The organism is Nonomuraea cypriaca (assembly GCF_015645445.1).
In the GTDB taxonomy this organism is placed as follows: Bacteria; Actinomycetota; Actinomycetes; order Streptosporangiales; family Streptosporangiaceae; genus Nonomuraea; species Nonomuraea cypriaca.
This window is the reverse complement of record NZ_JADOGI010000002.1, coordinates 145,385-157,449: the sequence shown is the minus strand read 5'-3', so window position 1 is coordinate 157,449 and position 12,065 is coordinate 145,385. Positions and strand designations below refer to the sequence as shown.

Below are 12,065 nucleotides of genomic sequence, written 5' to 3'. Positions count from 1 at the left end.
GGCGGGAATCGCGTAATTGACCGCACTTACCGAGGACTCGGTCCTAGACGGCGTAGGACAAGTGACGTAGTCGACAGGGTCGGCAGGATCCGGCAGGATCGAGACGGGTCGGCGGGGATCAGCTCGGGGGGTCGACCAGACCCTCGCGCATGGCGGCGAGGACCGCCTGAGTGCGCGAACGCAGCCCGAGCTTGCCGAGCAGATTGCTCACATGCGTGCGTGCCGTACGTTCGCTGATCACCAGTTCGGCGGCGATCTCACGGTTGGAACGGCCCTCGGCGATCAGGACGAGCACGTCCCGCTCCCGGCTGGTCAGACCCGCGATGCCCCGCTGCGGAGAGCGCATCTTCTGAACCAGGCGCCGCGCCACAGCCGCGTCCAGGAAGATGTCGTCGTTGGCCGCGGCGTGGATGGCGGCGGCGACCTCGGCCGGCCCCGCGTCCTTGAGCAGGTATCCGGCGGCGCCGTTCGCCAGCGCGGCATGTATGCGTTCGACCTCGCCGAAGCTGGTCAGGATGACCACGCGGACCGTCGGGAATCGCTTGGCGATCTCGGCTGTCGCCTCGACACCGTCCATCTTCGGCATCATCAGATCCATCAGCGCCACCCGTGGAAGTGCCTGTCGCCGGACCTTGAGCGACTCGAGGCAGTCGAGTGCCTCACATCCGTTCGCCGCTTCACCGGCTACCTCGACGTTCTCCAACGCCTCGAGATATGCGACGACGCCACGTCGGACCACCGCGTGGTCATCCACCACCAGGACTCCGATGGTGTTGGTCTCCGGCTGCACGGTCATGAGGTCCTCGGCGTCCAGGTAGTCGTTCGCCGGCGCGCGGTCTCCGAGGCCAGTCCCGTCGGCAGCGAAGGCGGCAACGGGAGTACGAGGCACACGGTGGTCCCGTTGCCGGGACTGGAGCGGGTGGTGAGGTCGCCCGCCCATCGACCGGCACGTTCCTTCATCGCTGTCATACCGAATCCGCCCTCCTCCAGGAATGAGTCCGCATTCTGCGCCGGCAGGCCCCGCCCGTTGTCGGCGACCTCGCCCGTCAGCCACCGTTGTGTTCCGCGCCTGGTCAGCCTGAGGTCGACCGTGACCAGAGAGCCGTGCGAATGCTTGACGCTGTTGTGTAACGCTTCGGCGATCACGCGGTAGGCGTCCTCCTGGAGCTCCGCTTCCACGTCGTCGAGCTCGTCGTGCGGATCAGCGATCGAGACCTGTACGTCGAAGCCCGTCCGAGCCATGGTCGACTCGGCGAGTGCGACGAGGGCCGCGGACAACCCCTGATCGGCATGAGTGGTGGGGTGCAGGTCGGTCACCATGGCCCGCAGATCGTTCAGGACCGCCTTGGAGACGTGTCCGAGCTCCCCCGCCACCCGCACCACGTATGCCGAGTCGACGACGGCGTCACGCCTGGACTGCATGCCGAGGGACTCCACCTGCATGCCCATCGAGAAGACCTGTTGAACCACGGAATCGTGCAGATCCCGCGCCAGGCGCTGGCGTTCCTCCCGGCGCGCGACCTCCCGCTCACGCTCGAGCAAGGCGGCGTAGTCCACGGCCTGCGCCGCCTGCTCCGCCATCGCCAGCAGGAAGTCCAAGGCGGTCCTGGTGATCTCCTGGCCTGGAGCGAAGTAGGCGTTGAGAATACCGACGGGTTCGCCGCGCACCATCAGCGGTACGCTCGCGAACCAGTCCCATTCCGGAGCGCGCATGTAATCTTTCAGCGGTTTCCACGCGGGGTCCGACATGATCGTCGCGTAGCGGTGTGGAACGACGACCGGCTCGCGAGTGGTGAACGCGTCGATCATCCGCAGCTCCGCGCCGAGTTCGAGGCACTCGACGAGGAGGTCGAAGAAGTTCGCCGCCTGGCCGAACCCAGCGGTGCCCATGACCCGGAAACGCTCACTGCCGGCGTTGACCGTCAGGATTTGCACGCTTGCCAAGGCGTCGGCCTCAAGCACCTCCTTCGCCAGGGCGTCCAGGGTGCTGCTCAATGATCGCTTGGCTGCCACCCGGCTCGCCGCACTGGCGATCGCGGCGAGCCGGCGCTGGTGCCGCCGGCTCTCGGTGACGTCCCTGAACGCCACGAGGCGCTCACCGCGATCGGTCAGTCGTCTGGTCCGGAAGGCGAACTCGCGACGTAGCCCCGATGCCGCCTCCCACACGGTGACGGCTTCGGTCTCCGCGTCCTGGTGGACGTCGCCCGCGTGGCACGGCGGGAACGGGGACGCGGCACCGGCGACATCGGCCGCGTCGAGCCCGCACAGCGACAGCGCCGCAGGATTCGCCTGGAGGAAGCGGCCGTCCTGGTCGATCACCGCGACACCGTCCGGCGTCTGTTCGAGCAGCGTACGAGCGTCGAGAACCTGGACCGCGTCCCAGCCGGACCGCGGCGTGCCGCGACACGCTCGCCCGGGCCTGACGTCGTCCGCCATGGACGTCCTCCTCGCTGGATACGGCGGGTCCCGGCAGGGTCACGTCGCCGACTTCCATGATGCCCCCGGGCTCGGGCGACGGCACCCGTTCAGCCTCGATGACCGCACGGGATACACCATTTGACGTAGCCGGTGGCTCCGCGAGGGACGCGGCGGCAGGGCCGGGCGTCCGATGACGTCGTACGACGGACGCTCTACCGTCGAAACGCGTGACCGGGGGTGTCCAGCCCCGGTCCGGCATGAACGTTGACAGGACGACGAGAGGCTGCGATGGAGTTCCTGGTGCGCTTCGAGACCCATCTTCCCGACAGTGTGGACGACGCGGAGCGCAAGCGGTTGCGGGACGCCGAGCGAGCACGGGCGATGGAGCTTCGTCAAGACGGGCTCTTGAAACGGCTCTGGCGGGTGCCCGGCCGGCGCGCGGTCGTCGGCCTCTGGGAGGCTCCCGACGCCACGGCCCTGCATGACGCGCTGGCGTCGCTGCCGCAGTTCCCGTGGATGGATGTAACGGTCGAGGCGTTGGCCACCCACCCGCAGGAAGCCTGACCGCCCGGCCGGCCCTCCGCACCGCGGGGGCGTCCCGGGGGCGCCGCGGGGGGCGCCGCGGGGGCAGGGAAGCGCCCTACGTCACTTGTCGCGCTCCAGCTAGGACGAGCGCAGGCCTGAGTGCCGTCATCCGCATCGTTACCAAGACCATGTCGATGCCTACTGTCGGTTGAGTAGCCCGATGCACGGCAGCATCCGGCCTGGCCGGCGTACGCGCACCGCGACCGCCTGACTGCTGCGCACGAGTGCGGTCCTCGGCCGCCTGCCTCGATGAAAGGTCCTCATTCACGATGCCATCTGAAAGTCCGGCGCCTCGGCGGTGGCAAGCGCTCACGCAGGCGCTGAACGCCGTCAGTTACGAGATTCTGGCGTTCAAGAGCACTGAAGAGTCGGTTCTCGCCCACGTTCCGCGCACCATCGCGCTGACGATCACCACGACCGAGGCCAAAGGTCTGGCACCCACCCTCGATCTGGCTCAACGGCTGGCCGGCCACGGGTACTCGGTGGCCCCCCATCTCCCGGCGCGTCTGGTCAGAGACAAGCAGCAGTTGACCGACATCGTCGCTCAGTTGCGGGACGCCGGCGTCGACGGCGTCTTCGTGATCGCCGGTGACGCCGCCGAACCTGCGGGAATCTTCCCTGACGCCCTTTCGCTCCTCGAGGCACTCGACGCGACCGGACACCACTTCCGGCGGATCGGGATCGCCGGCTATCCCGAGGGCCACGGCAGCATCAGCCAGGAGCTGATCGATCGCGCCATCGAACTCAAGAGCAGATATGCCACCCACATCGTCACCCAGTTGTGCTTCGACGCGGGAACGACGACCGCCTGGGCTCGGCGGCTCAGGGAGCGCGGCGTCGGACTGCCGATCCGGGTCGGCCTCCCCGGAGCCGTCACCCGGCAGAAGCTGATACTCATCTCCGCCGGTCTCGGTCTCGGCCAGTCGGCTCGCTTCATGAAGAAGCAACAGAGCATGCTGTGGCGCTTCTTCCTTCCCGGCGGATACAAGCCCGACCGGCTGGTCGAGCGCCTTGCCCCTCACATCCCCGAGCCGGACGACAACCTGCGGGGCTTCCACTTCTTCACGTTCAACGAACTACTGAAGACCGAGTCCTGGCGACGCACGATGCTGGCCCGAGCCGGTCGGCCAGCCGGCGATCCGGAGTGATCATCGGAACCGAAGAGCACCTCGTCCTTCAGCGGTTGGCGCGGTGACCACGCGAAGGCGGCCTGCCGCACCAGGATTCGACTCCGGAGGGATGACCGGTGTCCGATCCGGCGGGATGGTGGTTCCCCGCACATCCCGGACTGGACCACGACCCGTCAGGATGAGGCCCATGACCTCAGCCCGCCGTGCCTTCTGGGAGCAGCACGCCTGCCTGCCCCTCACCCTCGACGCCGACGTCAGTGACATCCTGCGGTACCGCCGTCCAGGTGGTGCCTACGTGTGCGTCAACGTCGGCTACGCGCCGCACTCCCGCGAGGATTCGCTCTCCTACATCGACCACTTCACCCGCTCGATCGAGTCCCACCCCGACCTGGAGATCGCGACGACCATCGGGGAGATCGACGCCGCGGTTCCCGATGACCGGATCGTGGTGGCGTTCGATCTCGAGGACTCCAACCCGCTCGCCGGTGACCTGGACATGGTGCAGACCTTCTATGACCTGGGCGTGAAGTCGCTACTGCCGAGCTACAACAACGGCAACGCCGCCGGCTGCGGCTGCCTCGACAAGACCGACACCGGCCTGACGGCGTACGGACGCGACCTGGTCAAGCGGATGAACGAAGTCGGCATGCTGGTCGACGGCTCGCACTGCGGCACTCGTACCGGGCTCGACCTGTCCGCGCTCTCCGACCAGCCGATGATCTACTCCCACTCCGCGATGCGCGGGCTGTGGGACCACGCCCGCAACATCACCGACGAGCAGGCCCGCGAGTGCGCCGCGGCCGGCGGTGTCATCGGCATCCCCGGCATCGGTATCTTCCTGGGCCCCAACACCGCGACCCTGGACGCCTTCATCGCCCACATCGACTACGCCGTCGAACTGGTCGGCCCCGAGCATGTCGGCATCGGCAGCGACTTCTCCTTCGACGCCGATGACGTGCAGGGGGATCTCGAGGCCAATCCCGACCTCTTCCCGGAGGAGTACACCCGCTGGGGAGTGATCGAGTTCGTCGAGCCGGAGGTCACGCTGCTGATCGAGCATGAGCTGGTCAAGCGCGGCTACCCGGAGGAGGCCGTGCGCGGAATCCTGGGCGGCAACTTCCGACGGGTGGCCGGTCAGGTCTGGAAGTAAAGGTACGATGTCGGATCGGACAACCATGAAGGAGTCGGGTTGTCCGATCCGCTGAGTACGGCGACATACGTGGCCTTCTAGCCTCAGCGGCATGATGTCGCCCGAGAGTGTCCAGAGTTGGCTCGACGAGCACTTCGCCCGGATCGTGGCCGAGCGCGAGGTGCCGGGCGCCTCGGTCGCCGTTCTCACCCGGGGCCAGGTGCTCACCGCCGCCGGCGGCGTCCTCAGCAGGACCACCGGCGTCGAGGCGACCACCGACTCGGTCTTCCAGATCGGGTCGATCACGAAGCTGTGGACCAGCGCCCTGGTCATGCAGCTGGTCGACGACGGCCTGGTCGACCTCGACGCGCCGCTGCGCACGTACCTGCCGGAGTTCACCATCGGTGACGAGGCCGCGGCCGGCACGATCACCACCCGCCAGTTGCTGTGCCACGTCGCGGGTTTCGAGGGCGACATCTTCACCGACACCGGCCGGGGCGAGGACGCCGTCGAGAAGTACCTCGCCTCGATCCACGACATCCCGCAGCTCTTCGAGCCTGGCGAGGTCTTCTCCTACAACAACACCGGCTTCGTGGTGCTCGGCCGCCTGGTCGAGGTGCTGCGCGGCAAACCCTTCGACGAGGTGCTGATCGAGCGCCTGGCCACCCCGCTCGGTCTCACCCACGTCTCGCCGAGCCCGTACGAGGCGATCATGTACCGGGCCGCCGTCGGCCACGTGCCGGGCGAGGGCGGCGTGATGGTGCCCGCGCCGACCTGGGCGCTCGCGAGGTCCAACGCCCCCGCCGGCTCGATGCTCGCCATGACCCCGCGCGACCTGCTCGGCTTCATCGCCATGCACCTGGCGGGCGGTACGACGCCCGACGGCTCCGTCGTGCTCAAGCCCGCCACCGTGACCGCCATGCGGCAGCCGCAGGTGAGACTGCCCCGGCTCAGTGGCATGGGCGGCGCGTGGGGCCTGGGCTGGGAGCTGGAAGAGCACGACGGCCACACCGTCATCGGCCACGACGGCGGGACCATCGGCCAGGCGGCCTTCCTGCGGTTCGCCCCGGAGCACGGCGTCGCGATCGCGCTGCTGACCAACGGTGGTGATTTCTTCGGCATCTTCAACGACGTGCTGGCGTACCTGCTCAAGGAGCTCACCGGCGTCACCCTGCCGGGCCGCCCGGTGCCGCCGGCCGAGCCGGAGACGATCGACCCGGCGCCGTACCTGGGCCGCTACGCGGACACGATCTACGACATCACCGTCAGCCAGGACGCCGACGGCGCGATCTGGCTGGACCGGGTACCCAAGGACGTCATCGCCGAGATCGGCGAGAAGCCGATGCGCGCTCAGCTGGTGCACTTCGAGGGCGACTCACTGATCTCTCTCGAGCCGACCCACGGCATCCACCCCGTCTTCGCCTTCATCGGACGCGACGACGCGGGTCTGGCGAAGTACATCCACTACGGCCGTGTGGTCGCCCGCGCCTGAGATCTCGCTCACCCCTCAAGAAAGAGGAACCGCATGACCCCCACCCGAACGAGGGCCCTCGCGGCGCTCGCACTGACACTGGCCGGTTCGGTGGGTCTGGCTGCCTGTGGCAGCGACGCGCCCACCCCTGCCGAGTCGGGTGACGCCGCCACCTACGTCAACGGCAAGACCTTCACCCTCGACGTCTCCTCGGACCCTGGCGCCCTCGACCCCCAGGGTTCCGTGGTGAACACCCTGTTCGGCATGACGCAGTTCGCCTACGACAACCTGGTGGCCATCGGCGCGGACGGCGCGATCCAGCCGCAGCTGGCCAAGTCGTGGACCGTCGAAGGCACCACGGTCACCTTCGAGATGAAGGACGGCGTCACCTGCTCCGACGGCACGTCGTTCACGGCGCAGACGGTGGTCGACAACATCACCTACGTGGGGAACCCGGATAACAAGAGCCCGTTCCTGGGGGTCTACCTCCCTGCCGGCGCGACCGCCTCCGCCTCCGGCTCGACGGTGACCGTCAAACTGACCGCGGCGGCTCCCTTCGTGCTGACCACGCTCGCGAGGCTGCCGATGGTGTGCGGCGCCGGTTTGAAGGACCGCGCCATCCTCAAGGCCGGCACGAACGGCACCGGCCCCTACGTCCTCACCGAGGCGGTTCCGTCGGACCACTACACCTACGAGCTCCGCAAGGGTTACACGTGGGGTCCCGGCGGCGCCACCACGGCCGAGACGGGAATGCCGGCCAAGGTGATCGTCAAGATCGTCGCGAACGAGACCACCGCCGGCAACGAGTTGCTCGCCGGCACCATCAACGCCGTCCAGATCGTGGGCCCCGACGCCGACCGCCTCGCCAAGGCGGGCCTGAAGTCCGTGGGCACGCAGGCGCTGATCGGTGAGCAGTGGTACAACCAGGCGGACGGTCACCTCACCGCCGACCCGGCGGTGCGCATGGCGCTGACCCAGGCGCTCGATCTCAAGCAGCTTCAGGTCGTCCTCACCTCCGGCAAGGGCTCGCCCCCGAACCAGCTGGCCACCGTGCCGCCGAGTGGCTGCGTCGGTGACGCCGTGACCGGCAACGTTCCGGCCTTCGACGCTGCCGCCGCCGGGGCCGCACTCGACACCGCGGGTTGGGCGAAGGGCTCGGACGGCATTCGCGTCAAGGATGGAAAGAAGCTCTCGCTCTCCTTCATCTACCCCAACTCGATGGGGAGCGGCGGAGGCGCCGCCGCCGAGCTCGCGGTGGCGGCATGGAAGGCGGTCGGAGTCGAGGTCACGGCCAAGCAGCAGACCCAGACCGAGGCCTCCGCCGCGGTCTTCGGCACCGGTGACTGGGACATCGCCTGGCTGCCGCTCAACGTCAACACCCCCGACGCGGTCGTGCCGTTCGTCTCAGGCAAGCCGGCCCCGGACGGCACGAACTTCGCCTCCATCGACAACGCCGACTACGTCGGGCACGTCACCAAGGCGATGGGCATGAACGGCGCCGAAGGGTGCAAGGACTGGTTCGCCGCGGAGCAGGCGCTCTACAAGGCCGCGGACTTGGTGCCGTTCGCCAACAACAAGTTCCTGACCTTCCTCAAGGGCGCGGAGCTCTCCATCGTCGGCAGCATCATCCCGACCAGCATCCGGATGCTCGGCTGACGATGAACAGCCCGACGCCGGCAGCCGTCGCGCCCGGCCTCCGAAGAAGAGTGGGCGGCCTGTGGTCGCACACGTGGTTCCGCTTCGCGCTCAGGCGGACGGGACGGCTGTTGTCGTCCCTCTGGGTCCTGGTGACAGCCTCGTTCCTGATGATCCACCTGGTCCCGGGCGATCCGGTACGAGCCGCGCTCGGCCCGACCGCCCCCGCGGACCTGGTGCTGGCACGGAAGGAGGAGCTCGGCCTGCTCGACCCGCTCTGGCAGCAGTACGCCGGCTTCCTGGTGCGCCTGCTCCACGGGGACCTGGGGATCTCGATCACCAGCCGGCTTCCCGTGGGCGAGATGATCGCCCAGCGGCTGCCCGCGTCGGCCGAACTTGCCGTGGCCGCGTTCCTGCTGTCGGTGCTCGTCGCCGTGCCGTTGGGCGTGGTGATGGCCGTGATCACCCGCCGGGGGAAGGGGCGGCGCACGGAGCTGGCGTTCACCGGGACGAGCGTCGTGCTCAGCGCGATCCCCGACTTCCTGCTCGGTGTGGGGCTCGTCTATCTGCTGGCGGTGGAGAGCCATCTGTTCCCGGTGGCGGGTCGCGCCGGCCTCGATTCCTATGTGCTTCCTGTGCTCACACTGGCGCTGGGTCCCGCCGCGGTGCTTTCGCGCATCGTGCGCGTGGAGATGCTCGGCGTGATGGAGGCCGACTACATCCGTACGGCACGGGCCAAGCGGCTCACGCGGCTGAGAGTCCATCTCGTACACGCCCTGCCGAACGCCGTGACGGCGACCCTGACACTCGGGGGCCTGCTGCTGAGCTCGCTCGTGGCCGGAACGGTCCTGGTGGAGAACGTCTTCGCCTGGCCCGGTCTCGGCTCCTCGATCGTCTCCTCGATCGTTTCGAAGGACTATCCGCTGGTGCAGGGGACGGTCCTGGTCTACGGCGTCGGAGTCCTCCTGATCAACACCCTCGTCGACGTGGTGCTCGCGCTGCTCGACCCTCGTTCGACGATCGGAGACAGCTGAGATGCGCGCGGCACGTGTTCTGCTCCGGCCCGTCGGCCTCGCCGGATTCGGCCTGCTCGCCGTCGTCCTGTCGGTCGCCGTGTTCGGACCGGTCCTGTGGGATGAGCGAGCCACCGTCGTCGACACCGGCAACCTGCTCGCCGGCCCGTCGGCCGACCACTGGATCGGCACCGACAACCTCGGCAGGGACCTGTTCTTCCGGGTGCTGGTGGCCACCAGGCTCTCGATCGCGCTGGCACTCACGGCGACGGCGATCGGCATGGTGCTGGGCATCGTTCTGGGCGCCGCGCCGATGCTGGTGGGACGGCGGACGGGCCGCCTCATCACCTCGGCCGTCAACGTGCTGGTGGCCTTCCCCGGTCTGCTGCTCGTCCTGTTCTTCGCCGTCATCTTCGGCGTCGGCTCGCGAGGGGCGGCACTCGCGATAGGCCTCGCCGGAGCGCCCGCGTTCGCCCGGCTGTGTCACACGCTCGTCGCCGGCATCTCGGAGCAGGACTACATCGCCGCGGCCCGGATCGCGGGCGTGGGCAGACTTCGCATCCTGCTTCGCCATGTGCTGCCGAACATCGCGGCACCGCTCATCGTGAACGCGACGATGAGCGCCGGTGGGGTGTTGCTCTCGTTCGCCGGGCTTTCTTTCCTGGGGCTGGGGGTGCAGTCTCCGTCCTACGACTGGGGCAAGCTCATGCAGGACGGGCTCAACGGCATCTATACCAACCCCCTCGCCGCGCTCGGGCCGGGCTTCGCCGTCATCCTCGCGGGGCTCGCGTTCAACCTGACGGGGGAGGCGTTCGCGGCGGCCTTCGGCATCGGTGAGATCCCCAGTAGAGAGCGCAGTAGAGCGCGCAGCAGCGCCGCCGGCGAGGTCCGGGAGCCCGTGGCCACGGCTCCCGTCCCCGGCACGGTCCTGTCGGCGGACGACCTGCGGGTGACGATTCCCGGTGGCCGGCACCCGATCCGGGCTGTGCGGGGGGTCACGTTCGCCATCCGGGACGGCGAAGCCCTCGGTGTCGTCGGCGAGTCCGGCTCCGGCAAGTCGGTGACGGCTCTGGCCGTGGCCCGGCTCATCGAGCAACCGGCGCGCGTCGAAGCGAATCACCTGGTCTTCGCGGGAGAGGACCTCATGACCGCCGGCGATCCCGAGTCCCTGCGCAAGCGCCTTGGCACGTCGCTGGCCGTCGTCTTCCAGGACCCGATGACCTCCTTCAACCCGGCTCACCGGGTCGGGCCGCAACTGGCGGAGGTGAGCCGCTTCCACCAGGGGCTGAACCGCAAGGCGGCCCTCGCCCGTGCGGTCGGCCGCCTCCGCGCGGTCAGGATCCGCGAGCCCGAGCGTCGTGCGAGGCAGTACCCCTTCGAGTTCTCCGGCGGAATGCGCCAGCGGGCGATGATCGGCATGGGCCTGATGGGGACGCCGCGGCTCATCATCGCCGACGAGCCGACCACCGCTCTCGACGTCACCGTTCAGCGGCAGGTCCTCGAACTCCTCGCCGAGGTCCGCCGCGACACCGGCGCCGCCCTCCTGCTCATCAGTCACGATGTCTCGGTCGTGACGGACGTGTGCGACCGGGTGCTGGTGATGTACGCAGGACGCATCGTCGAGGAACTGCCGGCGCGGGACCTTCGGACACTCGCCAGGCACCCGTACACGCGGGCGCTCGTCGCGGCCGTGCCGGACATGGAAACCGACCTGACGCGGCCGCTCGCCGTCATTCCCGGGTTGCCTGCCGATCCCGCTCACATCCCGGCCGGCTGCGCCTTCGCGGCCCGCTGCCCGCTCGCGGACGACCACTGCCGCGCGGTCGAACCCCCGCTCGAGGCTGACGCGGCGGGCAACCGGGTGGCGTGCCACAAGGCCGGCCGGCCGCTTCCCGCCGACACCGCGGAGGTCACCGCATGAGCATCCTCAGCTTTCATGACGTCTCCGTGCGATACGGCTCCCACACCGTGCTGAACGGCGTCAGCCTCGAGGTCGCGGAAGGCGAGATCGTGGGCCTCGTCGGCGAGTCGGGCTCGGGAAAGTCGACCCTGGCGCGGGCCGCCGTCGGCCTGGCGCCCGTGACCAGCGGTCAGATCCTGCTGGACGGCCGGCCGGTCCCGAACCGGGGCCGCGAGCGCCCGGTGCAGGTGGTCTTCCAGGATCCGTATTCCTCGCTCGACCCCCGCATGACCGTGGGCGAGAGCATCGCGGAGGCGATGAGGGAACGCCTCGGCAAGGAGGCTCGGCGGGCGGAGATCTCGCGCCTCCTCTCGCTGGTTCACCTGGACGCCGCACGGGCCGGCGACCTTCCCTGGCGGCTCTCCGGCGGGCAGCGTCAGCGCGTCGCGCTGGCCCGGGCGCTCGCCGCCCGGCCCGAGGTGATCCTCGCCGACGAGATCACCTCGGCGCTCGACGTCTCCGTCCAGGGCGCCGTGCTCAACCTCGTCCGTGACATGCGGCGCGAGCTGGGTCTGTCCATGCTGTTCATCTCCCACAACCTGGCGGTCGTCCGGTACGTCTCCGGCCACGTGGCGGTGATGTACGGCGGAGAGATCGTCGAGTACGGCCCCACCGCGCAGGTGCTCGGTGCGCCACGGCACGAGTACACCCGCCACCTCCTCGCAGCTCTCCCCGGAGCTGCGCGCCGAACGTCCCCGGAAACGGGCGAAACCCCCTGAAGGAG

At 69.0% G+C, this 12,065-nt stretch carries 10 protein-coding genes; 8 read left to right on the top strand and 2 right to left on the bottom strand.

Annotated elements, in window-relative coordinates; genetic code table 11:
• Positions 1–118 precede the first annotated feature (118 nt).
• Together ITP53_RS01570 and ITP53_RS01565 are read right to left on the bottom strand one after the other, a co-directional pair.
• Positions 119–796: a response regulator gene (locus ITP53_RS01570; protein ID WP_195893426.1), complete on the bottom strand. Its 678-nt coding sequence runs from the start codon at positions 794–796 to the stop codon at positions 119–121.
• The gene (locus ITP53_RS01565) at positions 793–2,436 is read right to left on the bottom strand and encodes an ATP-binding protein (RefSeq protein ID WP_195893425.1); all 1,644 of its coding nucleotides are present in this window, start codon (positions 2,434–2,436) and stop codon (positions 793–795) included. The genes ITP53_RS01570 and ITP53_RS01565 overlap by 4 nt, the downstream gene beginning before the upstream one ends.
• A 270-nt stretch (positions 2,437–2,706) precedes the next feature.
• On the opposite strand from ITP53_RS01565, the gene ITP53_RS01560 reads away from it, so the two are divergent.
• From ITP53_RS01560 to ITP53_RS01525, 8 genes are all read left to right on the top strand, one after another.
• A complete protein-coding gene (locus ITP53_RS01560) occupies positions 2,707–2,982 on the top strand; it encodes a muconolactone Delta-isomerase (protein ID WP_195893424.1) in 276 nt (91 codons plus the stop codon).
• Positions 2,983–3,272: 290 nt separating this feature from the next.
• On the top strand, positions 3,273–4,151 hold the full coding sequence (locus ITP53_RS01555; protein ID WP_195893423.1) for a methylenetetrahydrofolate reductase: 879 nt from the start codon (positions 3,273–3,275) through the stop codon (positions 4,149–4,151).
• A 169-nt stretch (positions 4,152–4,320) separates the two neighbouring features.
• Entirely contained in the window at positions 4,321–5,283 is a 963-nt protein-coding gene (locus ITP53_RS01550) for a dipeptidase (RefSeq protein ID WP_195893422.1), read from the top strand.
• 91 nt (positions 5,284–5,374) lie between these two features.
• Positions 5,375–6,754, top strand: coding sequence for a serine hydrolase domain-containing protein (locus ITP53_RS01545; RefSeq protein ID WP_195893421.1), 1,380 nt, complete (start codon positions 5,375–5,377; stop codon positions 6,752–6,754).
• A gap of 33 nt (positions 6,755–6,787) precedes the next feature.
• Positions 6,788–8,389: an ABC transporter substrate-binding protein gene (locus ITP53_RS01540; RefSeq protein ID WP_195893420.1), complete on the top strand. Its 1,602-nt coding sequence runs from the start codon at positions 6,788–6,790 to the stop codon at positions 8,387–8,389.
• 2 nt (positions 8,390–8,391) lie between these two features.
• Entirely contained in the window at positions 8,392–9,402 is a 1,011-nt protein-coding gene (locus ITP53_RS01535; RefSeq protein WP_195893419.1) for an ABC transporter permease, read from the top strand.
• A gap of 1 nt (position 9,403) precedes the next feature.
• The gene (locus tag ITP53_RS01530) at positions 9,404–11,302 is read left to right on the top strand and encodes a dipeptide/oligopeptide/nickel ABC transporter permease/ATP-binding protein (RefSeq protein ID WP_195893418.1); all 1,899 of its coding nucleotides are present in this window, start codon (positions 9,404–9,406) and stop codon (positions 11,300–11,302) included.
• Positions 11,299–12,060, top strand: coding sequence for an ABC transporter ATP-binding protein (locus tag ITP53_RS01525; RefSeq protein ID WP_195893417.1), 762 nt, complete (start codon positions 11,299–11,301; stop codon positions 12,058–12,060). The genes ITP53_RS01530 and ITP53_RS01525 overlap by 4 nt, the downstream gene beginning before the upstream one ends.
• Positions 12,061–12,065 lie beyond the last annotated feature (5 nt).